We start from the raw sequence: 23,316 nt of genomic DNA, 5'->3' as shown, positions 1-23,316 counted from the left end.
GAGGCTCTTGCGGTATTGCTTGGCCTACGACTTGCGCACCAGCGAGCGCTGGACGAGCATCGCAATGATGATGATCGCGCCCTGGATGGCCCCGATCAGATATTCGCTGATGAAGTTGGAGAGCAGCATGATGTTGCCGACCAGTTCGAGAATGAAGGCGCCGCAGATCGTGCCCCAGACGCGGCCCGCCCCGCCCTTCAGCGCCGTACCGCCGACGACGACCGCGGTAATCGCCTGCAATTCCCAGAGAATGCCTGTCGTGGCCGAGGTGGAGCCGAGGCGCGGCACATAAAGCAGCACGGCGATGGCGACACAGAGGCCCTGGATGACGAAGGCGATGGTGCGCACGCGGTTGACCGGAATGCCGGAATAACGCGCGACATCGCTGTTCGAGCCGACAGCCACGACATGGCGACCGTAGCGCGTGCGATAGAGGATGAAGGCTGCAATGGCCGTCACCGTGAGGATGACGACGATCGGTACCGGCACGCCCAGGATGTAGCCGAAATAGGCCGGGCGGTAGAGCGCCTGCAATTCCGGTTCGCGCAGCGTGATCGCGCCGCCCTGGGAGAGCCAGGTGGTGAGGCCGCGATAGATGCCCATCGTGCCGAGCGTCGCGATGAAGGGCTCGATCTTGCCCACGGTGGTGATGAGGCCGTTGAGGAAGCCGCACGCCGCGCCGATGACCAGCGTCAGCACGATCGCGACCGTCAGCATGAGCGAGGGATCGGCGATCACGCCGGAGTTCATGAAGAGGATCATGAGGCTGGCGACGAAGGCGACCATGGCGCCGACCGAGAGATCGAGATCGCCCGACGAGATGACGAAGGTGGCGCCGACCGCGATGATCGCGATGAAGGCGCTGCGCGTCGCAACGTTCGCCAGGTTGTTGATGCCGATGAAGTTGGGGTTCACCAGCGCGCCGACGATAAGCAGCAGCGCGAGCGCGGCAAAGGGCGCGACCGCCCTCAGATCGACATCCCGCCAGCTGCGGCCCCTCGCCTTCGTTTCGACCGTGTCGTCACCTGCCGTCATGTTCGTCCCCGACCTGAAATGTTGTTGTCCCGCTGCCGGCCTTTGGCTCAGGCAGCGGCCTTCTTCTTCAACCCTGCCGAATAGCGCATGATCTCCTGTTCGGAGATTTCCTCGCCTTCGAGAATGCCGACGATCCGCCCTTCGCGCATGACGGCGACGCGGGTGCACAGGCCGATGATCTCCGGCATCTCGGAGGAGACGACGACGATCGACTTGCCATCGCGGGCGAGCGCGGAAATGAAGTGGTAGATCTGCTGTTTTGTGCCGACATCGATGCCGCGCGTCGGCTCGTCGATGATGATGATGTCCGGCTCGGTCTCCATGACCTTGGCGAGCAACAGCTTCTGCTGGTTGCCACCCGACATGCGGCCGGCGACGACGCGCCCGTCGCGCACGCGAATATCGAAACGCCGGCGCGCCCGCTCCAGCGCCTCGGCCTCGCTCTTCGGGCTGAGATAGCCGTACTGGCCGTGCTTCTCCAGCGATTGCAGCGTGAGATTGGCCGTCATGCGGGAGTTCAGAAGCAGGCCCTTGTGCTTGCGGTCCTTGGTCATGTAGGCGATGCCGACGCGGTTGGCGGCATGCACATCGCCGCCCGGCACACTTTCGCCGCGCACCGAGACCTCCCCCGAAAGGCGCGAGCGCAGGCCCGCGACGGCCTCCATCAGCTCCGTGCGACCGGAGCCGATGAGCCCGGAGAAACCGAGGATCTCGCCCTTGCGCACCTCGAAGCTGGCATCCTTGACGTAGTTCGTCGTCAGTCCCTCGACCGCCAGCGTCACCTCTTCGTCGACGCTCGGCTCCTGCTTGGCCGGGTAGAGGCTCGAAAGCTCGCGCCCGACCATGAGCTGGGCGATCGATTCGCCATCGAGAATGCTGGTCGGGGCCGTCTTGATCCATTGCCCGTCGCGCAGCACCGTGACCCGGTCGGTGAGTTCCATCACCTCGTCCAGCTTGTGCGAGACGAAGACGAAGGACGTGCCCTTTTCGCGCAGCTTGCGCACCTGCCGGAACAGGTAGTTGGTTTCCTCGCGCGACAATACGGCCGTCGGCTCGTCCATGAAGATGATGCGCGCATCGCGGCTGATCGCCTTGGCGATCTCCACCATCTGCTTGTCGGCGATGGAGAGCGAACTGATCAGGGCATTCTCGTCGACATGCGAGCCGAGCTGGTCGAGCACGCGTCGGGTTTCCGCACGCATGAACTTGCGGTCGAGCACGCCGAAACGCGTGATCTCGCGACCAAGGAACAGGCTCTCGGTGACGGTCAGGTGTTCGGCGAGGTTGAATTCCTGGTGGATGATGACGATGCCGAGGTGCTCGGCCTGACCGTTCGCCGGCAGCTTCACCGACTGGCCGTCGAGCAGGATCTCGCCCGAGGTCGGCTGCTCGAAACCGGAAAGGATCTTGACGAGCGTCGACTTGCCGGCGCCGTTCTCACCCATGAGCGCATGAATCTCGCCGGCACGCAGCTCGAAATTGACGCTGAAAAGCACCTGCACACCGCTGAAAGATTTACTGATGCGGCGTGCAGAAAGAACGACGGGAGCCCCGTCGGCAGCGTCCGGATTCATGATTTCCTCCCTGCGGCTCCTCGACCGCTTGGGCAATGATGTAAACCTTTACACTCTGTATGTAAAGGTTTACATCATGGGATATCAGGAATTTCCAGCAAGCGCCGTTTGACCCTCAGTCCAGTCTGTGTAGTGTCCCCCGCAAATCGTTTGTTTCCGCAGTTCCATCGCAAACCGCCCTACCCTTTGCCGGAATTGCCGCTGCTAAGTGAGAGCCAGTTTGTCGACCTCCAGCCCCGCCACGATCGAAGATGTTGCGCGGATTGCGCAGGTCTCCATCGCGACCGTGTCCCGGGCGATCCACATGCCGGAAAAGGTGGCGAATTCGACGCGACTGAAGGTCAACCAGGCGATCGCCATCACCGGCTACACGACCAACGCCATGGCGCGCAGCCTGCGGCTTGGCCGGTCGAACATGATCCTCGTCGTGGCGCCTGATATCGGCGACCCGAACTTCTCCAACATCCTGGTCGGCCTGGAAAACGAGGCGCGCTCGCACGGCTACGGCATCCTGATCGGCCATACCCACAACGACCCGCAGCGCGGGCTGGAATATCTGAAATTCCTGAATTCCAACCAGGCGGCCGGGCTGATCCTGTTCACCGGCATCCTGCCCTTCGGGCACCAGTCCATGACGGCGCGTCTGCCGCCCTGCGTCGGAGTGTTCGAGCCGGTCTACAATGGCGGCATTCCCTATGTCGGCGTGGACGACATCGAGGGCGCGCGCAAGGCTGTCGACCTGCTGATCGCGGAAGGCCATCGCAAGATCGCCTTCATCGGTGATTCGCGCACGCGGCTCGCCTACAGCCGCCGCCGGCAGGGTTATGACGATGGACTGGATGCGGCCGGCGTTCCGGTCGGCGAGCGCATCATTCTCGAAGGGGACGGCACGATCGAGAGCGGGCGCCTGGCGCTCGAACAGCTCTTCGTGCGCGACACGCTGCCGAGCGCCTTCATGTGCGTCAACGACCAGACGGCGATCGGCGTGATGATCGGGCTCAGCGCACGCGGCTATGACATTCCCGCCGATTTCTCGGTCACCGGCTTCGACGACGTGCCGCAGGCGACCTTCATGACGCCCTCGCTCACCACCATCCGCCAGCCGCGCACGGCCATCGGCAAGAGCGCCATGGCGCTTCTCCTGGAACTGCTGTCCGGCAGCGAACCGCCGGACACCGAAATCCTGCTTCGGCCGGACCTCATCGTGCGCAACTCCGTCTCCGCACCGGCGCGGCGTTTTCAGTCCCGCTAGCCCCGGTCAACCGTAGCGCCGCCGGGCCGGGCTGACCGCCCGCTCGCTGCGTTGCGCCGAAACCGTGAAGCGATCGACAAGTCCCTTCAGCGTCGTGCTGATCTGCATCAGGTTATGGGTGGCGGCATTGGTCTGCTCCACCATTGCGGCGTTCTGCTGCGTCATCTGGTCCATGCTGCCGACAGCCGTGTTGATCTCGGCGATACCGGCCGATTGTTCGCGGGCGGAATTGGCGATCGCATCGATATGGCCGTTGATGTGCACGACCTGCTCGCCGATATGATGCAGCGCCTCGCCCGTCTTGTTGACCAGCGACACGCCGAGCAGCACGTCGGCGAAGGACTTGTCGATCAGCGACTTGATCTCCTTGGCCGCTTCCGCCGATTTCTGCGCCAGCTCCCGCACCTCCTGGGCGACGACGGCAAAGCCCTTGCCCGCCTCCCCTGCCCGCGCCGCCTCGACGCCGGCGTTCAACGCCAGAAGGTTGGTCTGGAAGGAAATCTGGTCGATGACGCCGATGATCTGCGTGATCTTGCCGGAGGAATCCTGGATCGCGCCCATCGCCGAAACCGCCTGCTCGACCACCGCGCCGGAGCGCCTCGCCTCCTCCGTCGCACTGCCGACGACGCGGCGCGCCTCCTGCGCGCGTTGCGCGGCCTCACGGGAAATGGTGGTGATCTCTTCGACGGCAGCCGCGGTTTCCTCCAGCGAGGCCGCCTGCTGCTCGGTGCGCTTGGCCATGTCGTCCGTCGCGTTCACCAGCTCGCCGGAATTGCCTGCCGCATCCTCCGCGGCGGTAACGATTGCGCCGAGCGTATCGTCCAGTCGTGCGATCGCCGCGTTGAAATTGGAGCGCAGGCCCTCGAACTGCGGGGCGAGCGGCTGGGCGATGGCAGCCGTGAGGTCGCCGCCGGCGAGGCGGTTGAGCGAGGTATCAAGGGCGCTCAGCGCCTCTTCCTGTTCGGCATTGCGGACCTGCCGCTCGGCCTCCGCCTTTTCGCGCTCTTCCTGAAGCGCGTCGAGATAGACCGAGATCGCATAGTCCATGTCGACCAGCGCCGCCTTGACGATGGCGGTGATCTCCGCACCGAGCGCCGCCGCCTTCGTGCGATACAGGAAACCTTCGAGGTGTTTTGCGACGACGCTCTCGACGATCGCTTCGAGGATCAGCGCGTAGCCGCCGATGTACCAGCGCGGTTCCAGCCCCAGGCGGGCATGCGTCTTGCCGATCATCGTGACGGCATCGACATAGTGCGTGTCGAACGTGGCCGAGCCGATCAATTCCCAGTGCCTGACCTGGCGGCCCTTGGCGCTCTGGATATGCGCCTCGCTCGAGAAGAACCGCGCCGTCTCGGGTGTCGCGCGCGCCTTGCGGTAGAAGGTGTCGAGCGCGCCATCCAAGGAGGCGGAAATGGTCGGCAGCGCCCGCTTCAGCGCTGCGCGCTGGGCGGTGTCGAGATCGACGAACTGGAGGCGCTCGTTCAGTTGCTGGGTCTTGGCGTCCTGCGCTGACATGGGAAAATCCTCGTGGCCACCTGTCGGCGACCAGAAGTCGAGCCACGACAACTTCTGGTGTTGTCGATTCTTTACGGCGGATGGTAAATAAAATCTGTAGGCCTAAAATATAGATGCGTCGTGAAATTGCGATCCATCAAGAATACGGTCGTCAATAGCGAATTTTTCCGAAAGAATTCCGAGGCGGCACAACCGCCTACAGATTAAAGATACACGTTACGTAACGTTATCCAGTAATACTATCGTAGCGTGAGCTGACGAACACCAGAAACGCAAAAGGGCGCCCAAGGCGCCCTTCGCTTACTCTTTCATACGCCGCTCAAACGTAGCGGTTGACCACGTTTTCCAGAAGTTCCTGCTTGCCGGAGCGCGGCTGCGGGTTGACGCCGGCCTTCAGCACATAGGCTTCCAGTGCCTCCAGCGACGAACCGCCGGCCAGGATGTTTTTCGCGGGCGCGGCCTGCCAGCCGGCATAGCGCTCGGCGAGCGGGTCGGACAGCGCCTTGTCCTCGATCATCTTCGCCGCCGCCTTCAGGCCGCGGGCGCAGCAATCCATGCCGCCGATGTGACCGATCAGCAGGTCTGCCGGATCGATCGACTGGCGGCGCAGCTTGGCGTCGAAGTTCGTGCCGCCGGTGGTGAAGCCGCCGCCCGCGAGAACCTGATAGAAGGCGAGCGCCATTTCCGGCACGTTGTTGGGGAACTGGTCGGTGTCCCAGCCGGACTGGTAGTCGTTGCGGTTCATGTCGATGGAGCCGAAGATGCCAAGCGCATTGGCAAGCGCCAGCTCATGCTCGAAGGAGTGGCCGGCAAGGATGGCGTGGCCCTGCTCGATATTGACCTTCACCTCGTTTTCCAGGCCGTATTTCTTGAGGAAACCGAACACCGTCGCGACGTCGTAGTCGTACTGGTGCTTGGTCGGCTCCTGCGGCTTCGGCTCGATGAGGATGGCGCCCTTGAAGCCGATCTTGTGCTTGTATTCGACGACCATGTTGACGAAGCGGCCGAGCTGGTCGAGCTCCTGGCCGATATTGGTGTTGAGCAGGGTCTCGTAACCCTCGCGACCGCCCCACAGCACGTAATTGTCACCGCCCAGGCGATGCGTGGCGTCGATGCAGGTCTTGACCGTCGCGGCCCCGAACGCGAAGACGTCCGGATCCGGATTGGTCGCAGCACCGCCCATGTAGCGGCGGTTGGAGAAGAGGTTGGCGGTGCCCCAGAGCAGCTTGACGCCGGTCTCGGCCTGCTTCTTCTCGAAATAGTCGACGATCTCGTTGAGGTTCTTGGTGTTCTCGACGAAATCCTTGCCTTCCGGCCGCACGTCCGCGTCGTGGAAGCAGTAGAACGGCACGCCGAGCAGCTGGAAGAATTCGAAAGCCACGTCGGCCTTCAGCTTCGCAGCCTTCATCGAATCCTCGAACCACGGGCGCTCGAAGGTCTGGCCGCCGAAGGGGTCGCCGCCCGGCCAGACGAAGGTATGCCAGTAGGCGACGGCGAAGCGCAGGTGATCTTCCATGCGCTTGCCCGCGACGATTTCGTCGGGATTGTAGTGGCGGAAGGCGAGCGGATTGGTGCTGTCAGGACCTTCATACTTGATCTTGGCAATGTCGCCGAAAAAGCCGGTGGCCATGGGTGTCTCCTCTTGAGTGTTCGTGGATCAGTAGGCGGCGCGGATTGCCGGATAGAGGCGGCGGTAGCGCTGATAGGCGTCCTCATAGGCGGCGGTCAGCGCCGTCTCGGGTTCGATCGTCTCGGCCGTGGCCGGCGCGGTCAGGATATCGGTCGGGTTTGCGCCGGTCGCGGCGATGAGGCCGAGGCGGGCGGCACCGAAGGCGGCACCGAAATCGCCGTCGGCCGGCAGGTCGACGGGCAGGTCCAGCGCGGTGGCGATCGACTTCAGCCAGTAGCGCGAGCGCGAGCCGCCGCCGATGGCGGTGACGCGCGACAGACGCGTGCCGGCGGATTTCAGTGCCTCGAGGCTGTCGCGGATGGCAAAGGACACGCCTTCCAGCACGGCCTGCGTCAGCACCGCGCGGCCGCTCTCATGGCCAAGGCCGAGGAAGGCGCCGCGGATGGCGGCGTCGTTGTGCGGCGTGCGCTCGCCGGAAAGGTAGGGCAGGAAGGTGACGCTCGAGGGTTCCTTCAGCGTTTCGCCGAGTTCCTTCGTCAGGTCGGCCGCGGACGCGCCGGTGACGCGCGAATGCCAGTTCAGCGCATCGGTGGCCGAAAGAATGACGCCCATCTGGTGCCAGGTGTCGGGCAGCGCGTGGCAGAAGGCATGCACCGCGCTTTGCGGGTTCGGCAGGTAGCTGGCATTGGCGGCGAAGAGCACGCCGGAAGTGCCGAGCGAGACGAAGGCCGTGCCTTCGCGCACCGTGCCCATGCCGCAGGCCGAGGCCGCATTGTCACCGGCGCCGCCGGCGACGACGATGCCGTCGCCCAGCCCCCACCGGGCGGAGAGGTCCGGCCGCAGCGTGCCGGCCGCCTCCGTGCCTTCGACGAGGCCCGGCATCTGGCGTTCTTCCAGGCCGGTTGCCGCAAGCAGCTCCGTGGACCATCTGCGTGCACCGGTATCCAGCCAGGACGTGCCGGCCGAATCGGACATTTCCGACAGATGTTCGCCGGTGAGCCAGAGGCGCAGGTAATCCTTCGGCAGCAGGACCCAGCGGACCTTTGCAAAAACGTCCGGCTCGTTGGCCTTCACCCAGGCGAGTTTTGGCGCGGTGAAACCGGGGAAAACGATGTTGCCGGTGATTGCGCGGAAGCGCGGATCGGCATCGAGGCTGGCGGCCTCGCGATGACTGCGCGTGTCGTTCCACATGATGCAGGGACGCAGGACCTTGTCGTCGGCATCGATGAGGGTGGCGCCATGCATATGGCCGGACAGGCCGATGCCGCGCACGGCGGCAAGGGCTGCGGGATGGGCGGCGCGCAGGCCGGCAATGGCTTCCTCCGTCGCGCGGATCCACTCCGCGGGGTCCTGCTCGGACCAGCCGGGATGCGGACGCGTGGTCGCGACCTCCTTGCTGGAGGCCGAGCCGATGACCGTCTGGTCCGCGTCGATCAGCATGGCCTTGACGCCCGAGGTGCCGAGGTCGATCCCGAGATACATGCGTCTCTCCCTAGTTGCCGGCCGCGCCGGGCTGTTCGTCCTCGTCCGGCCCGGCCGGGAGGTTGTCCTTGATGAAAATGTCGAGGCGGATGCGCTCCTGCGCGGCAATGACCGGCAGGCCATCGGCCTTGGCGCGCAGGACGCGGATGGCGCTGCGCACCTCATGGCCGGCATCCTGGTTGAGCACGGCATCGACGAGGCCGGTTTCGAGCGCCGCGCGGGTCTCGACAGTCAGTTCGTGCGCGATCACGCAGAGATCGGCCCTGCCCTTGGCGGAAAGGGCCTGGATGAGGCCGCGGTTACCGGCGCCTAGATTGTAGATGCCGGCAAGGGTCGGATTGGCGGCAAGGCAATCGGAAATGAGGGAGAACGACAGGTCCGGATCGTCCTGTCCCTCCAGCACGGGCAGCACGGTCCGGGCAACGGGCATGGCTGCGATCGCCGCGCGAAAACCGTCGAGACGTTCACGATGGTCGCGCACCCGCATCGAGCCGGCCAGCACAGCCACGGTGCCGGGGCGTTCGCCCAGGAAGCGACCCATCAGGCTGCCGGCGGTGCGGCCGGCGGCGATGTTGTCGACACCGACGAAGTGGTCGCGGCCGGAATTGGCGAGGTCCGAGACGAGCGTGACGAAGGGAATGCCGGCGGCATGCGCCCGGACGATCGCTGCGGAAACCTCCGGCGCATCGACCACGACGGCGGCGATGCCAGAGACGTTTTCCATGATGGCGACGTCGATGGCCTTGACAAGCGCGCCGGCATCGAAGGCGGGAACCGTCGCCACCGAAAGGCGCGTGCGTTCGGCTGCCGAATGTAGGCCGGCGCGGCGGACCTCCGCTTCCAGCCCGCGCATGAAGGGGTTGTCACCCTCCGGCAGGATGAACACCAGCGGGTAGACGCGGCTCTTGGCAAGGTTGGCCGCTGCGACATCGCGCACATAGCCGAGCGAGATAATTGCCGCCTCGACCTTGGCCTTCGTGACGCCGCGCACGCCCGGCCGGTCGTTCAGAACGCGGTCGACCGTGGCCAGGCTGACGCCCGCCGTGTCAGCGATATCGTGAACTGTGGGTCTCATGTCTCCTCCGTGGCGAGACCCTTAGAGGAATTTTTGATGTACGTAAATCAGAAATTTTCGCGGGCACCATGGAACGGGGTTTTTCAACCCGGGAGAGGCTTGCTGAAGGCGTGCGTGAAGACGATGTCGGCCGGGTTTTCGCCGGCCTTCGCGAGGGTCACGTCGAGAAATGAATCGGTAACGCGGACCAGCGCGAAGCCGCCCAGGAAGGCGGCGATCGGCTTGAAGATGTCGTAGCCCTTGCGGTTGTAAATCATCGGCGTCGGGTGTTCGTGGCCGTGAAAGATGCCGATGACATTGTAGCCCTTGAGGGCGGCGGCGAGGCTGGCGCGCTCCGCATCGGTCCACCAATGCGCCGGGCCGGCGCCATGCGGATCAAAGGTCTTTGCCGTCGGGTCCCAATGCTCGGTCGAGAACGCATCCCAGCCATAGTGCTGGAACAGGACGACGGGACGGCCGTCGGCGGCGTAGGTGGCAAGATCCTGTTGCAGCCACGCGAGACCGCTGACGGCGCCCTTCGTGTCGTCGCCGCCGAAGCGCTGCAGCTGGATGAGATGCAGGCCGCCCCAATCCCAGGAATAATTGTCCGACTCGACGTCATAGTTCGTCACCGGCACGGGCGCCTTGTAGAACACGGTGGACCGGTGGTTCAGCTCGACATAGTCGCGCAGTTCACGGCGATACCAGTCGACATGCGGCGGCGCGCCATCCTGGTCGAGGTCGTGATTACCGAGGCCGTTATAGACCGGATAGTGCACCCGGTCCGGCCCGATGCCCTGCTGGTAGCGACTGGAAAATTGCTGGAGCTGGCGCCCCTCGCCCGGCACCTTCACCTGCCCGCCGCCGTCATCCGTCATATCGCCGCCGAGCACGAGGCCGAGTGGAGTGGCAATCGTCGTGCCGGCGCCTTGCAGGCCGGAAGGCTTGCCGTCGATCGTGGCAGGCCAGGCAAAGCCGCCGACGGCATTCACCGCCGCGACATGCCGGAGCAGCGCCGCATCCGTCTTGCCCTCGTCCGCACAGCCCGGGCTGAGGCCATCGGCAGAGACCAGGCAGGCGTGCACGTCGCAGGAAAAGAGGAAGGTCGCATCCGTCGCCGGCCTCTGCGTTTGCGCGAAGAGCGGCAAACGCGGCAGCGTGAGGGAAAGACCGAGGCCGGCGGCTCCGGTCAGAAGATGGCGGCGGGTGGGACGAACGGGCATGCGGCTCTCCGATGCGAAAGGCGAGCCGCATTCTGGAACAGGATCGCGCAGACGTATAGCGGTCCCGACGCCACCTTGAGCCGCCGCCGCGAACTTGCTACCACCAAATGCTTTGGAGCCGCGCCATGAAGCTGCCTTTTCACACGCTCGACGTCTTCACCCGCCTGCGCTTCGGCGGCAATCCGCTTGCTGTCGTGCTGGATGCCGATGACCTGACGGGTGAGGAGATGCAGATGATCGCCCGCGAGTTCAACTATTCCGAAACGACCTTCGTGCTTCGCCCGAAGGACGCGCGGCATACGGCGCATGTGCGCATCTTCACGCCGACGGTGGAAGTGCCGTTCGCCGGCCACCCCAATGTCGGAACCGCCTATGCGCTGGCGACGGCGGAGGGCAACGAAACGGTCGAGGAATTCCTCTTCGAGGAAGCCGCAGGCCTTGTGCGAGCTAAGATCCTGCGGATCGCAGGAGAGGTCGACCAGATCCAGCTGACGGCACCGCAGGCCCTGTCCGTCGGGAAAAGCTTTGCGCCGGTAAATGTCGCCGCGTGTCTTTCGCTGAGCGAGGCGGATATCGCCGTCGATGTCCACCAGCCTTGCATCGCCTCGGTCGGCCTGCCGTTCATCGTCGTCGAAATCGCCACGCGAGAGGCCCTGCAGCGCGCCAAGGCCGACATGGCGGCGTTTTCCACGATCCTGCCGGCGGACGGTGCCGATGCGATCTATCTCTACTGCCGGGAGGTGGCGGAACGAGACGGTGCGGTGGATTTTTCCGCTCGCATGTTCGCGCCGTTCGACGGCCTGCCGGAAGACCCGGCAACGGGAAGCGCCACGGCGGCGGCCTGCGCCCTGCTTGCCGGGCTGGAAAACAGCACGCCGCGGCGTTTCCAGGTGGCGCAGGGCATCGACATGGAGCGGCCGAGCCTGCTGTCGGTCGAAGTCGATGACGACGGGACCGTGCGGATCGGTGGCGCCTGCGTGCCCGTCATGAGCGGCATGCTGAGCGTCTGATACCCGTTAGTGCCCGCCCCCGCCCCCGACACCGGATTGGGGTTTCTTGATGACGAAGGCGCACAGCACGAGCGCTCCAAACAGCCACGTCAGGATCACGAAGACGTCTGCGAAAGACAGGATCGTCGCCTGTTGCTGGACGAGGCCGGACATCTTCTGGATCGAGATGGCGGCACCATCGAGGCCGTGCTGCGAATAGTTCGCCGCCATGTTGCGCAGCTGGTCCATCGCTTCCGGGTTGCCCCACTGCACGTGCTCGGAGAGTCGGGCATAATGCTCGTGCTGGCGCTGGGTGAGGATGGTGTTGATGACGGCGAGCCCTACGGCACCGCCGAGATTGCGCGTCAGGTTGAAGACGCCGGAGGCACCGCGGATCTTATCCGGCGAGAGCGTGCCGAGTGCCACGTTGTTGATCGGCACCATGCAGATCATCAGGCCGAAACCGCGCAGGATCTGCGGCAGGAGCAGCTCGTAGAAATCCCAGTCTATCGTCAGGCTGCTCATGATCCACGTGCCGTACGAGAAGCTCGCGAAACCGATCATCATCATGAAACGCGGATCCATGCGGCTCGACAGGATGCCGGCAATGGGCGCCGTGAGGAACATGGTGAGGCCGCTGACGAACATGGTTTCGCCGATCATCAGCGAATCGTAGCCGCGAATGCGCCCGAGATAGAGCGGATAGAGATAGGTCAGGCCATAGAGGCCGATGCCCATCACGAAGGAGAAGAGCGAGCCGAAAGCAAAATTCCGGTTGCTGAAGGCGCGCAGATCCACCACCGGAAACTCGACCGAGAAGACGCGGTAAAAGAAGACCAGTCCGCCCAAGGCTGAAGCGACCGCGCCCATGACGATATACTCGTCATTGAACCAGTCGTTGGCGTTGCCCTCCTCCAGAACATATTCCAGCGCGCCGAGGAAAACCGCCAGGGCGGCAAGGCCGAGCCAGTCGAACTTCTTCATGAGCGAGAGCTGCGGCTTGTCGAAATCGATGAAATTCCAGGTCACGATCGTCACGATGATGCCGGGCACGATGTTGACGAGGAACAGCCAGTGCCAGGAGAAGGCATGGCTGAGATAGCCGCCGATCGTCGGGCCGATCGTCGGCGCAAGCGTGGCGACGAGGCCGATCATCGGCGAGACGATTGAGCGCTTCGACGGCGGGAAGATGGTGAAGGCGGCCGCGAAGACCGAGGGGATCATGCCGCCGCCGATAAAGCCCTGGATGGCGCGGTAGACGATCATCTGGTCGATGTTCGTCGCTGTTGCCGCGAGCGCGCTCGCGGCCGTAAAGCCGGCCGCCGAGACGGAAAACAGCACGCGGGTCGAGACGATGCGGGCAAGCGTGCCCGACAGCGGGATCATGATGACCTCCGCGATCAGGTAGGAGGTCTGCACCCAGCCGATCTCGTCCGTACCGGCACTCAGGCCCGCCTGGATTTCGGCAAGCGAGGCCGAGACGATCTGGATGTCGAGGATCGACATGAACATGCCGAAGACCATCGCGAAGAACGCGATGACGCGGCGGACGGGGATCTTGTCGGATTGCGCGGGCGCCGCCACGGCGCCGGCTGTCGGTTGAGCGGTCGCGGCCATCGCCCGCGCTCCTTTGACTGGAGGAACCTTACTCGGTTTTCGCGGCGACTGCCGTGTCTGCCGGCGCCGTGCGGCTGTCGACATCGACGACCACGCTTAGACCCGCCTTCAGCTTGCCGGTATCCAGCGCCTCCCGGGGGATGGCGATGCGGACCGGCACGCGCTGTGTGATCTTGGTGAAATTGCCGGTGGCGTTTTCTGCCGGCAGCAGCGAGAAGACCGAGCCAGAGGCCGGCGCGATCGACTGAACGGTGCCGACGATATCGTCGTCCTCGAAGGCGTCGATATGCAGATGCACCTTCGAGCCGGGCACCAGATGGGCGATCTGCGTTTCCTTGAAATTCGCCTCGATATAGAGGTCCTTGACCGGAACGAGCGCGGCTAGACGCTGGCCGGCCGAAACGAGATCGCCGACCTGCATGGAAATGTTGCCGACGACGCCGTCATAGGGGGCCTTCAGTACGGTAAAGCCGAGGTCGCGCTCCGCCTTGTCGCGGGCAAGTTCCAGCGTGCGCACACCGCTTTCGGATTCGGCGCGCTGCGCCTGCAGAACCGCGATATTCGCCCTTGCGACAACGATATTGGCATCCGCGCCGACAAGGTTGGCCTTGGCCTGGCCGAGGGCAACGGTTGCGCTGTCGAGCGAGGCGGTGGTGCCGACCGCCTTGGAGTTCAGCTCCTTGGCGCGCTTTTCCGCCACTTCGGCGCCGCTGAGGGACGCCTGGTAGGCGACCTTTTGGGCCTCTGTCTGGGCGAGGCTCGCCTTGGCACCCTCGATCTGCGCATCAATGCGGCCGAGCGCCAGCTTCTGCGTGACGATCTGGGCTTCGGCCTGCTCCTTGGCGAGCAGGTAATCGCCGTTGTCCAGGGTGACGAGCGGATCGCCGGCCTTGACCACCTGGTTGGCGACGACGTTCACGGCCGCGATGTAACCGGAGACCTTCGGAGAGATGGAGGCGATGTCGCCTTCGATATAGGCGTCGTCCGTCGAGATCATGAAGCGGCCGTTCGTCCACCACTGGTGGCCGTACCAGCCCGCGGCGGCAAGCAACGCAAGACCAAGCACCGGCATCACGAACCGGCGACTGCCCTTCTTCTTTTCGGGCTGCGCAACGGCGGCAACGGGCGCCGCCTCCGCCGTCGTTACCGGCCGGGCCTCAGCAGTTTCGGCTTCAAAATCATCGTTGACCGGACGAACCTTCGCCGCACCGGTGCCATGGGTAGTCGACATGGGCTTGCCACCATCTCTGGGATAAAATTTCGAACTGAACCGTTCGGTTCGATTTGACATAGGCCACTTTATACCGCATATCAAGTTAAATCGAACTGATCGGTTCGAAATAGTTGACGCCAGGTTTCGAACACGGGAACTGAGATGCAGACGACCGAAGAAAAGCTGGCCGCCCCGCTGACGGGTCGCCGCGTTGCCGGCGAGGACCCCGCCAAGCGCGAGCAGATTCTCGATGGGGCGAAGCGCGTCTTCATGGAACAGGGCTTCGAAGCCGCCAGCATGAACGACATCACCCGTGCGGCGGGCGTCTCGAAGGGCACGATCTATGTCTATTTCGAGAACAAGGAAGACCTGTTCGGCGACATGATCGAACGCGAGCGCCGCAAGCTCACCGAAACGGTGCGCCACGCGCTCGACAGCGACCAGACGCTCGACAAGGCGCTCAACGATTTCGGCATGCTCTTCGCCACCCATATGACGGCGGATCACACGATCCGCGCCATGCGCATGGTGATCGCCGCCAACCATCGCCTGCCGACGCTCTGTAGTCGCTTCTTCTCCGCCTCGGCGATCAACCCGGTCTCGGTTCTGCAGGATTATCTCAACCGGCAGGTCGCCGCCGGCACCGTCACCTGTGACGACACCGCACAAGCCGCAAAACAGTTCATCGAACTCACCACGGTCGGGCTTTTCAAGCCGCGCATCTTCGGGTCGATGGAAGAGGTGCCACCGCGCGCCGTGATCGAGAAGAATGTCGCCTCGGCAATCCGCGTCTTCCTCGCCGCCTACGGTTCAAAGGCCTAAACGCGCAACCACGATCAAGTGACGGGCCGCGAAGGACGCCATAGAATGGCTGTCCATGAGGAGCGACCAAGCCATGCATCCCGTCGCCAAGGCCATCTGGTACATCGAAAGCCATTTCGGCAGGGCCATCGCGCTTTCCGAGATCGCCGCGATGGCCGGCATGTCGCGCCATCACCTGTCGCGGCGCTTCAGCGAGATGACCGGCCAGAACCTCAAGCGGTATCTGCGCGCCCGTCGTCTTTCCGAAGCGGCCCGACAGCTTGCCGGCGGTGCGCAAAACATTCTGACGGTCGCGCTCGACGCCGGCTACGGCTCCCATGAGGCATTCACCCGCGCCTTCCGCGAGGAATTCGGCACCACGCCGGAAGCCTTGCGTGCACGGCGCGATCTTTCCGGCCTCACGCTTCAGGAGCCCATCCGCATGTCTACCATCGAAAAAACCGACCTGCCCGCCCCGCGCATCGAAACCCTCGATGCCTTCATCATTGCCGGCCTCGGCGCCGATTTCGAGCCCGGCAAGGCGGCCGGCATTCCCGCGCTCTGGCAGAAGTTCAACGACTATTTCGGCCATATCCCCGGCCAGGCCGACAAGACCGCCTTCGGCGTCTGCACGATGCTGCCCGGCAAGCCCGGCTTCCGCTATGTCGCCGGCGCCCGCGTCGCCAAAAACCACGACGAGTTGCCGGCAGAATTCGAAACTATTGCCGTGCCGGCGCAGACATGGGCGATCTTCCAGCACCACGGCCATGTCAACGGCATTCCGGCGACGGTGGATGCCGCTTTCCGCACCTGGCTGCCGACGTCCGGCCGCAAGGTCGGGGCATTCCCGGACGTGCTGGAATTCTACGGCGAGGATTTTGACCCGGAAACCGGGCTCGGACGTGTGGAAATCTGGCTTCCGCTCGCCGATCGGATGACGAATCCGTGAAATCAGCCTCTTAGGCGGCCGGCCCGCTTGCCAGCCGGTGAATTCTGCATAAATACGGGAAACCATTTCATCGTATTCATTGAGAGGAAGACCGGATGGATAATATCCTTGCGCTCATGCAAGACCCGGCCGCCTGGGTTGCGCTCGTCACGCTCATCGTGATGGAAGTCGTTCTCGGCATCGACAACCTTATCTTCATCTCTATCCTGACGAACAAGCTGCCGCCGGAACACCGGGTGCAGGCCCGCCGCATCGGCATCGGGCTGGCGCTGGTCATGCGCCTCGGGCTCCTCGGGACCATCGCCTGGATCGTCCAGCTTACCACCCCGGTCTTCGAGGCCTTCGGCCACGGCTTCTCGTGGAAGGACATGATCCTGATCGCCGGCGGCCTCTTCCTCGTCTGGAAGGCGACCAAGGAAATCCACCACAATGTCGACCCCATCGACCACAAGGAAGACATGGTGGGCGGCGCGGTCGCATCGACCTTTGCTGCCGCGATCGGCCAGATCCTGCTGCTCGACCTCGTCTTCTCCGTCGACAGCATCATCACCGCCGTCGGCATGACGCCGCACCTGCCGATCATGGTGGTTGCCGTCGTCGTCGCCGTCATGGTCATGCTGCTGGCCGCCAACCCGCTTGCCAACTTCATCGAGAAGAACCCGACGATCGTCATGCTGGCGCTCGCCTTCCTGATGATGATCGGCACGACGCTGATCGCCGAAGGCATGGGCTTCCACGTACCCAAGGGCTACGTCTACGCCGCCATGGCCTTCTCGGCCCTCGTCGAGGTGCTGAACATGGTCTCCCGGCGGGCACGGGAGAAGAAGAAGGGTGCGGCGCACCACTGACAAAAAAACCGGCGGGACCTTGATCCCGCCGGTTTCAATTTGGCGACGTGCTGAAGACGAACCGGACCGGTGGGGAGCTCGCCTGCCGTTTCGTTGGCCGCGGAAAGAAACCGGAAAAATTCCCGCGTTCTCCATCTCCGTCGCGTCCGGTTGACACGGTTCGCCTTCTCTTGGCAAACCGCCTGACGCGTGGATTGTTCCGCGAAAATTCATGAACGGCTTCGTGGCTTCCAGCGGAACCGAAAAGGCCCTGACGGAATTCATGCCAAGCATCTTCCTGCCGCACGGGCCATACGCATGACACTTGAGCAGACCTTCGCCTTCATCGTCATCGGCCTGATGATGGCGGCGTTCATATGGGGACGGTTCCGCTATGACCTCGTCGCCTGCGGTTCCCTGCTTCTGGCGCTCGCGCTCGGTATCGTGCCCTTCGACAAGGCTTTTTCGGGTTTCAGCGACGACATCGTGATCATCGTCGGCAGTGCGCTGATGGTGAGTGCCGCCGTCGCCCGCTCCGGCATCGTCAACCTGGCGGTCAAGCGGTTCTTTCCGAACCTCACCTCGAAGCAGAGCCAGCTCGCGCTGCTGCTCGTCTCCGTCGCGGTTCTCTCGGCCTTCATCAAGAATATCGGCGCGCTCGCCATCATGATGCCGCTCGCCTTCCAGTTCGCCAAGAAATCCGGCACGCCGCCCTCGAAATTCCTGATGCCGATGGCCTTCGCGGCCTTGCTCGGTGGCCTGATGACCCAGATCGGCACCTCGCCGAACATCGTCGTCTCACGGCTGCGCGAAGAGATCACGGGCGAGAGCTTCACCATGTTCGACTTCACGCCGGTCGGCGCGGCTCTGACGGTGTGCGGCATCCTCTTCATGCTGTTCTTCAACCGCATTGTGCCGGAGCGTACCAACAGCAATGCCAGCATCGAGGAATCGCTGGAGGCCTCGGCCTATTCCTCCGACGCGACGGTAGGGGAAGGCTCGCCGTCGGTAGGAAAATCGCTCAACGAAATCCTGAAGAATGGCGATGGCGATGTGATCGCCACCGCTATCATCCGCGGCCATGTCCACATCACGCCCTTGCCCGATGTGCGGTTGATGCTGAACGACACGATCCTGATGGAAGGCACGGCGGGCGCGCTCGACAAGGTCGTCTCCGCAGCCGGTCTTACCCTCTCCGGCAAGCCGATCCGCGCCGGACGTGGTGAGGCCGGAGAAATCAGCGCCATCGAAGCCGTCGTCGGCAACGATTCCCGTCTCATCGATATCTCGGCACGCAGCATCGCGCTGTTCCATTCCTACGGCATCAACCTGCTCGCCGTCAGCCGGCAGGGCCAGCGCCTGCGCGAAAAGCTTTCCGAAGTCCGCCTTCGCCCGGGCGACATGATCGTGCTTCAGGGCAACACCCGCACGTTGCCGACGCTGCTGCCGGAACTCGGCCTGCTGCCGCTCGCCCAGCGCGAAATCCTCCTCGGTGCACCGCGGCGCGCCATCATCCCCGTGCTGATCCTGATCGCCGCCATGGCCTCCACCGCACTCGGCTTCGTGCCGGTCGCAACCGGCTTCTTCGCCGCCGCCGTCGCCATGGTGCTGTTCAAGGCCGTGCCGCTGCGCGAGGCCTATACGGCGCTTGATGGCCCGATCCTCGTCATGCTCGCCGCCCTCATTCCCGTCTCCGATAGCCTGCGCACGACCGGCGCCAGTGAATTGATCGCCGGCTGGCTCGGTGATGTCGCCGTGCACCTGCCGCCCTTCGGTGCGCTTGCCCTCATCCTGCTGACCGCGATGGCGGTCACGCCGTTCCTGAACAATGCCGCGACCGTGCTCGTCATGGCGCCGATCGCAGCGAGTTTCGCAAGCGCGCTCGGCTACAAGCCGGAGGCCTTCCTGATGGCGGTGGCGATCGGTGCGGGCTGCGACTTCCTTAGCCCCGTCGGCCACCAATGCAACACGCTGGTCATGGGACCGGGCGGCTATAAATTCGCCGATTATCCGCGCGTCGGCCTGCCGCTCTCCTTCCTGATCGTTCTCGTCAGCGTGCCGGCACTGCTCACCGTCTGGCCGGTGCAGTAGCACAGACGGAGTTTTTCTTGACGTGCCGGGCTGAATATGGTCTCAACCAGCCCAACGGAGAGCCTTTTCCCCGCGAAAAACCGGGCTCTTCCTCGCAAAGTGACGCCTTCGACGCCGGGTCCTCCGGCCGGGGGCGCAAAACCATGTCAAGACGGGCCAAATCATGAGCACTTCCGGAACCGCGTCCGGCGTTCGCGTACGCATCGCACCCTCCCCGACCGGCGAGCCGCATGTCGGCACAGCCTATATCGCGCTGTTCAACTACCTCTTCGCGAAGAAGCACAACGGCACCTTCATCCTGCGCATCGAGGATACGGACGCCACGCGCTCGACGCCGGAGTTCGAGCAGAAGGTGCTGGACGCGCTGAAATGGTGTGGCCTGGAATGGTCGGAAGGCCCTGATATCGGCGGCCCTTACGGTCCCTACCGCCAGTCCGACCGCAAGGACATGTACCGTCCCTATGTCGACAAGATCGTTGCCAACGGCCACGGCTTCAAGTGTTTCTGCACGCCGGAACGGCTGACCGAAATGCGCGAGGCGCAGCGCGCCGCCGGCAAGCCGCCGAAGTATGACGGTCTCTGCCTGCACCTGTCCGCAGAAGAAGTGACGAAGCGCGTCGATGCCGGCGAGCCGCATGTCGTGCGCATGAAGATCCCGACCGAGGGCTCGTGCAAGTTCGTCGACGGCGTCTACGGCCCGGTCGAAATCCCGTGGGATGCCGTCGACATGCAGGTCCTGCTCAAGGCCGACGGCATGCCGACCTACCACATGGCGAACGTGGTCGACGACCACCTGATGAAGATCACGCATGTGGCGCGCGGCGAGGAATGGCTCGCCTCCGTGCCGAAGCACATTCTCATCTATCAATATCTCGGCCTCGAACCGCCGGTCTTCATGCACCTGTCGCTGATGCGCAATCACGACAAGTCGAAGCTGTCCAAACGCAAGAACCCGACGTCGATCTCCTACTATTCGGCACTCGGCTACCTGCCGGAAGCACTGATGAACTTTCTGGGCCTGTTCTTCATCCAGATTGCCGAGGGCGAGGAACTGCTCACCATGGAGCAGCTTGCCGAAAAGTTCGACCCGGATAACCTCTCCAAGGCCGGCGCGATCTTCGACATCCAGAAGCTCGACTGGCTGAACGGCCGCTGGCTGCGCGAGCAGCTGACGGAAGAGGAATTCACGGCCCGCGTTCTGAACTGGGCGATGGAGAACGACCGCATCCGCCAGGGCCTCAAGCTCTCGCAGTCGCGCATCTCCAAGCTCGGCGAACTGCCGGATCTCACCGGCTTTCTGCTGAAGTCGGATCTCGGACTGACGCCGGAGGCCTTTGCCAAGGTGAAGTCCACGCCGGAGGAAATTCTCGAAGTCTTGAACCAGGTCCAGCCGGACCTCGAAAAGATGCCGGAATGGACCGTCGAGAGCATCGAAGCGGAACTGCGCGCCAGCGCCGACCGGCTCGGCAAGAAGCTCAAGGTCGTCGTGGCCCCGCTCTTCGTCGCCGTCTCCGGCTCGTCGCGCTCGCTGCCGCTGTTCGACAGCATGGCCATCCTCGGCCGCTCCGTCGTGCGCCAGCGCCTGAAAGTGGCGGCACAGGTGGTGGCCTCGATGGTTGGAAGCGGAAAGTAAGGAACAAGAAAAATGACCGACACGAAGACAGAAACCGGCCTTTCCTCCGATCCGACGGAAGTTCGCCGCCAGAAGCTCGACCAGCTGCGCAAGACGATTGGCGACGTCTATCCGGCGCATTTCCATCGCACGATGACCAATGCGGAGCTCGCTGAGAAATACGAGGCGCTGGAACTCGACACCGAGAGCGGCGACGTCGTGACGGTTGCCGGCCGCGTCTATTCCTCGCGCAATTCCGGCATGTTCATGGACATCCATGACGCCTCGGGAAAAATCCAGATCTTTTCGCACAAGGACACGACGCCGGAAGAGGCGCGCGCGCTGCTGCCGATGATCGACCTCGGCGACATCATCGGCGTCACCGGCGTCGTGCGCCGCACGAAGCGTGGCGAGCTGACGATCAACGCACAGAAAATCGTCATGCTGACGAAGACCCTCCTGCCGATGCCGGAAAAGTGGCATGGCGTCGCCGACGTCGAAATCCGCTATCGCAAGCGCCATCTCGACATCATGACCAACGAGGAATCGAAGCTGCGCTTCCAGCAGCGCTCGAAGATCGTCTCGGGCATCCGTCGCTTCATGGAAAACGACGGCTTCATGGAAGTCGAGACGCCGATGCTGCACTCCGTCTACGGCGGTGCGACGGCCGAGCCCTTCAAGACGCACCACAACACGCTGAAGCTCGACATGTTTCTGCGCATCGCGCCGGAGCTCTATCTGAAGCGCACGCTGGTCTCCGGCCTCACCGACAAGGTGTTCGAGATCAACCGCAACTTCCGCAATGAGGGCGTGTCGACGCGGCACAATCCCGAATTCACCATGATGGAGTGCTACTGGGCCTATGCCGACTACGAGGACATCATGGACCTCGTGGAGCGCCTGTTCGCCGAGCTGGCGGTCAAGATCCACGGCTCGACGGAATTCGCCTATGGCGACAAGGAAATCTCCTTCAAGGGTCCGTTCAAGCGCGTGCCGATGCCCGATGCTGTCAAGGAAGTGACCGGCATCGACTTCCTCGCCCTGAAGACGGACGAGGAAGCCCGTGCTGCCGCCAAGGCCGCCGGCTTCGAAGTCGAGAAGGACTGGACCTGGGGCGAATGCCTTGCCTTCCTCTTCGAGGAAAAGGTCGAGCCGACGCTGATCCAGCCGAGCCACGTCACGCATTTCCCGAAGGACATCTCGCCCTTCGCCAAGGAAGTGCCGGGCGAACCGCGCCTCGTCGAGCGTTTCGAGACCTATTGCAACACCTGGGAACTCGGCAACGCGTTTTCCGAGCTCAACGATCCGGAAGAGCAGCGCGCCCGCATGGTCGAGCAGCTCGAACAGGCCCATGCCCGCGGCGAGAAGTCCAAGCAGCTCGACGACGAGTTCCTGGACGCCATCGACCAGGGCATGCCGCCCGCCGGTGGCCTCGGCATCGGCGTCGACCGCCTGATCATGCTGCTCACCAACGCCCCGTCGATTCGCGACGTCATCCTCTTCCCGGCCCGCCGGGCGAAGGCGGACTGAGGATCCTTACCCTCCCCTTGAGGGGGGAGGGGCGGACCGAAGGTCCGGGATGGAGTGGCCGCAGCAATGTCGGCGTCCGCAAGTCGCCCCTACCCGCCGCTTCGCGGCCACCTCCCCTCACAAGGGGAGGTCCGACTGCGCCTTGCGCGGCGCGTTCAAATCACCACAACGTAAAAAATGAAGCTGGCAGCTCTTGAGGAGAGGTCAGTGCCCGCTCGCCGCGACCTCGTGCGAGGCCTCGCCCTTGGCTGCGGCATGGTCTCCGCCGGCCTCACCTTCGGCCGGCGCTTCGTGGCCGGCTTCGGCCTTCGCCTCGCCGTGGCCGCCGCCTTCGTCCGCCACTGCATTCGGATCGACGCAATCCGCCCGCTCTTCCATGCCCGTGACGATGGTCTTGATCTCCTCGAGCGACAACTCCTTGCGCTCGCCGTAGAACTCGCCGTTTTCGGCCGGCTTGCCATCGGTATAGCGTGCGACGAAGGGCGCGTTCATGCCGGGGATGGCGGAAGGATCGCGGGCGAAAAGCACTTCGGCGCCGATGGCGCGGCCGCGCATGTCGGCGCGGTTTATCGGGCCTGCCGCATCGAGCAGGATGACCTGGTAGAGATCGGCCGCCTCATGGTTGGAGACGGCACCGGCGACGCGCAGCGCCGTCTTGATGCGCACTTCGCCGTCCTTGGCGTCCGAGCGCACATATTTGCGCAGCCAGTGCTGGCCGTTGCGGTCAAGGCGAACGGTGGTGACCGTGGTGCAGGCGACGCCCGACACCTGCTCTGAGGGAGGCCCAAGCAGCGCTTCGCGCCCGACGAAAATCGCAGCGGCACCGGATGCACCGGTGAGCACGACGACACCGGCGACGATGATGAGAAGCTTCCGGGACAAGCGGAACGAGGTCGGAAGGAACTTCACGGGCGACAGACTT

18 protein-coding genes are annotated in these 23,316 nt (G+C 63.9%); 8 read left to right on the top strand and 10 right to left on the bottom strand.

The window, feature by feature from the left end:
• Positions 1–24: 24 nt before the first annotated feature.
• Together ACT6VE_RS13585 and ACT6VE_RS13580 are read right to left on the bottom strand one after the other, a co-directional pair.
• Positions 25–1,035, bottom strand: a complete 1,011-nt coding sequence (locus tag ACT6VE_RS13585) for an ABC transporter permease (RefSeq protein ID WP_444799117.1) — start codon at positions 1,033–1,035, stop codon at positions 25–27.
• A gap of 47 nt (positions 1,036–1,082) precedes the next feature.
• Positions 1,083–2,609, bottom strand: a complete 1,527-nt coding sequence (locus tag ACT6VE_RS13580) for a sugar ABC transporter ATP-binding protein (RefSeq protein WP_444799116.1) — start codon at positions 2,607–2,609, stop codon at positions 1,083–1,085.
• Positions 2,610–2,829: 220 nt separating this feature from the next.
• Between ACT6VE_RS13580 and ACT6VE_RS13575 the strand changes: the two genes are divergently transcribed.
• Entirely contained in the window at positions 2,830–3,861 is a 1,032-nt protein-coding gene (locus ACT6VE_RS13575; protein ID WP_444799115.1) for a LacI family DNA-binding transcriptional regulator, read from the top strand.
• A 6-nt stretch (positions 3,862–3,867) separates the two neighbouring features.
• On the opposite strand, the gene ACT6VE_RS13570 is transcribed toward ACT6VE_RS13575, so the two are convergent.
• The 5 genes from ACT6VE_RS13570 to ACT6VE_RS13550 form a co-directional block, all read right to left on the bottom strand.
• Positions 3,868–5,376, bottom strand: coding sequence for a methyl-accepting chemotaxis protein (locus ACT6VE_RS13570; protein WP_444799114.1), 1,509 nt, complete (start codon positions 5,374–5,376; stop codon positions 3,868–3,870).
• Between the two features lie 319 nt (positions 5,377–5,695).
• The gene (gene xylA, locus ACT6VE_RS13565) at positions 5,696–7,006 is read right to left on the bottom strand and encodes a xylose isomerase (RefSeq protein WP_444799113.1); all 1,311 of its coding nucleotides are present in this window, start codon (positions 7,004–7,006) and stop codon (positions 5,696–5,698) included.
• A gap of 27 nt (positions 7,007–7,033) precedes the next feature.
• On the bottom strand, positions 7,034–8,488 hold the full coding sequence (xylB, locus tag ACT6VE_RS13560) for a xylulokinase (protein ID WP_444799112.1): 1,455 nt from the start codon (positions 8,486–8,488) through the stop codon (positions 7,034–7,036).
• 10 nt (positions 8,489–8,498) lie between these two features.
• Entirely contained in the window at positions 8,499–9,563 is a 1,065-nt protein-coding gene (locus tag ACT6VE_RS13555) for a LacI family DNA-binding transcriptional regulator (protein WP_444799111.1), read from the bottom strand.
• A gap of 83 nt (positions 9,564–9,646) precedes the next feature.
• Positions 9,647–10,765: a metallophosphoesterase gene (locus ACT6VE_RS13550; RefSeq protein ID WP_444799110.1), complete on the bottom strand. Its 1,119-nt coding sequence runs from the start codon at positions 10,763–10,765 to the stop codon at positions 9,647–9,649.
• Positions 10,766–10,890: 125 nt separating this feature from the next.
• Here ACT6VE_RS13550 and ACT6VE_RS13545 point away from each other — a divergent pair, with 125 nt between their 5' ends.
• Positions 10,891–11,775, top strand: a complete 885-nt coding sequence (locus ACT6VE_RS13545) for a PhzF family phenazine biosynthesis protein (RefSeq protein WP_444799109.1) — start codon at positions 10,891–10,893, stop codon at positions 11,773–11,775.
• Positions 11,776–11,781: 6 nt separating this feature from the next.
• Here the strand turns inward: ACT6VE_RS13545 and ACT6VE_RS13540 are convergent, their stop codons facing one another.
• The gene (locus tag ACT6VE_RS13540; protein ID WP_444799108.1) at positions 11,782–13,371 is read right to left on the bottom strand and encodes a DHA2 family efflux MFS transporter permease subunit; all 1,590 of its coding nucleotides are present in this window, start codon (positions 13,369–13,371) and stop codon (positions 11,782–11,784) included.
• A 28-nt stretch (positions 13,372–13,399) separates the two neighbouring features.
• A complete protein-coding gene (locus tag ACT6VE_RS13535; protein WP_444799107.1) occupies positions 13,400–14,602 on the bottom strand; it encodes an HlyD family secretion protein in 1,203 nt (400 codons plus the stop codon).
• A gap of 144 nt (positions 14,603–14,746) precedes the next feature.
• Here ACT6VE_RS13535 and ACT6VE_RS13530 point away from each other — a divergent pair, with 144 nt between their 5' ends.
• The 6 genes from ACT6VE_RS13530 to lysS all read left to right on the top strand — a co-directional run bounded on the left by ACT6VE_RS13530 (position 14,747) and on the right by lysS (position 22,394).
• Positions 14,747–15,406, top strand: coding sequence for a TetR/AcrR family transcriptional regulator (locus tag ACT6VE_RS13530; protein WP_444799106.1), 660 nt, complete (start codon positions 14,747–14,749; stop codon positions 15,404–15,406).
• Between the two features lie 73 nt (positions 15,407–15,479).
• Positions 15,480–16,334 carry an AraC family transcriptional regulator gene (locus ACT6VE_RS13525; protein WP_444799286.1) on the top strand — a complete coding sequence of 285 codons (855 nt, stop codon included), beginning with the start codon at positions 15,480–15,482 and terminating at the stop codon, positions 16,332–16,334.
• Between the two features lie 95 nt (positions 16,335–16,429).
• Positions 16,430–17,182 carry a TerC family protein gene (locus ACT6VE_RS13520; RefSeq protein WP_444799105.1) on the top strand — a complete coding sequence of 251 codons (753 nt, stop codon included), beginning with the start codon at positions 16,430–16,432 and terminating at the stop codon, positions 17,180–17,182.
• A 297-nt stretch (positions 17,183–17,479) separates the two neighbouring features.
• Entirely contained in the window at positions 17,480–19,252 is a 1,773-nt protein-coding gene (locus tag ACT6VE_RS13515; RefSeq protein WP_444799104.1) for an SLC13 family permease, read from the top strand.
• Between the two features lie 163 nt (positions 19,253–19,415).
• Positions 19,416–20,885: a glutamate--tRNA ligase gene (gene gltX / locus ACT6VE_RS13510; RefSeq protein ID WP_444799103.1), complete on the top strand. Its 1,470-nt coding sequence runs from the start codon at positions 19,416–19,418 to the stop codon at positions 20,883–20,885.
• Positions 20,886–20,897: 12 nt separating this feature from the next.
• A complete protein-coding gene (gene lysS, locus ACT6VE_RS13505; protein WP_444799102.1) occupies positions 20,898–22,394 on the top strand; it encodes a lysine--tRNA ligase in 1,497 nt (498 codons plus the stop codon).
• A 204-nt stretch (positions 22,395–22,598) separates the two neighbouring features.
• Here lysS and ACT6VE_RS13500 read toward each other — a convergent pair whose 3' ends face one another.
• The gene (locus ACT6VE_RS13500; RefSeq protein ID WP_444799101.1) at positions 22,599–23,303 is read right to left on the bottom strand and encodes a hypothetical protein; all 705 of its coding nucleotides are present in this window, start codon (positions 23,301–23,303) and stop codon (positions 22,599–22,601) included.
• Positions 23,304–23,316 lie beyond the last annotated feature (13 nt).

Source organism: Shinella sp. (assembly GCF_052438155.1).
Taxonomy (GTDB): domain Bacteria; phylum Pseudomonadota; class Alphaproteobacteria; order Rhizobiales; family Rhizobiaceae; genus Shinella.
Note: the sequence above shows the minus strand (reverse complement) of the source record. Positions and strands in the feature narration are given on the sequence as shown.

Coding starts and splice junctions, on each gene's coding strand:
- ACT6VE_RS13570 (WP_444799114.1), bottom strand. CDS start 5,376: ATGTCAGCGCAGGACGCCAAGACCCAGCAACTGAACGAGCGCCTCCAG.
- ACT6VE_RS13520 (WP_444799105.1), top strand. CDS start 16,430: ATGGATAATATCCTTGCGCTCATGCAAGACCCGGCCGCCTGGGTTGCG.
- xylA (WP_444799113.1), bottom strand. CDS start 7,006: ATGGCCACCGGCTTTTTCGGCGACATTGCCAAGATCAAGTATGAAGGT.
- ACT6VE_RS13540 (WP_444799108.1), bottom strand. CDS start 13,371: ATGGCCGCGACCGCTCAACCGACAGCCGGCGCCGTGGCGGCGCCCGCG.
- ACT6VE_RS13525 (WP_444799286.1), top strand. CDS start 15,480: ATGCATCCCGTCGCCAAGGCCATCTGGTACATCGAAAGCCATTTCGGC.
- xylB (WP_444799112.1), bottom strand. CDS start 8,488: ATGTATCTCGGGATCGACCTCGGCACCTCGGGCGTCAAGGCCATGCTG.
- ACT6VE_RS13530 (WP_444799106.1), top strand. CDS start 14,747: ATGCAGACGACCGAAGAAAAGCTGGCCGCCCCGCTGACGGGTCGCCGC.
- gltX (WP_444799103.1), top strand. CDS start 19,416: ATGAGCACTTCCGGAACCGCGTCCGGCGTTCGCGTACGCATCGCACCC.
- ACT6VE_RS13515 (WP_444799104.1), top strand. CDS start 17,480: ATGACACTTGAGCAGACCTTCGCCTTCATCGTCATCGGCCTGATGATG.
- ACT6VE_RS13580 (WP_444799116.1), bottom strand. CDS start 2,609: ATGAATCCGGACGCTGCCGACGGGGCTCCCGTCGTTCTTTCTGCACGC.
- lysS (WP_444799102.1), top strand. CDS start 20,898: ATGACCGACACGAAGACAGAAACCGGCCTTTCCTCCGATCCGACGGAA.
- ACT6VE_RS13555 (WP_444799111.1), bottom strand. CDS start 9,563: ATGAGACCCACAGTTCACGATATCGCTGACACGGCGGGCGTCAGCCTG.
- ACT6VE_RS13535 (WP_444799107.1), bottom strand. CDS start 14,602: ATGTCGACTACCCATGGCACCGGTGCGGCGAAGGTTCGTCCGGTCAAC.
- ACT6VE_RS13550 (WP_444799110.1), bottom strand. CDS start 10,765: ATGCCCGTTCGTCCCACCCGCCGCCATCTTCTGACCGGAGCCGCCGGC.
- ACT6VE_RS13545 (WP_444799109.1), top strand. CDS start 10,891: ATGAAGCTGCCTTTTCACACGCTCGACGTCTTCACCCGCCTGCGCTTC.
- ACT6VE_RS13585 (WP_444799117.1), bottom strand. CDS start 1,035: ATGACGGCAGGTGACGACACGGTCGAAACGAAGGCGAGGGGCCGCAGC.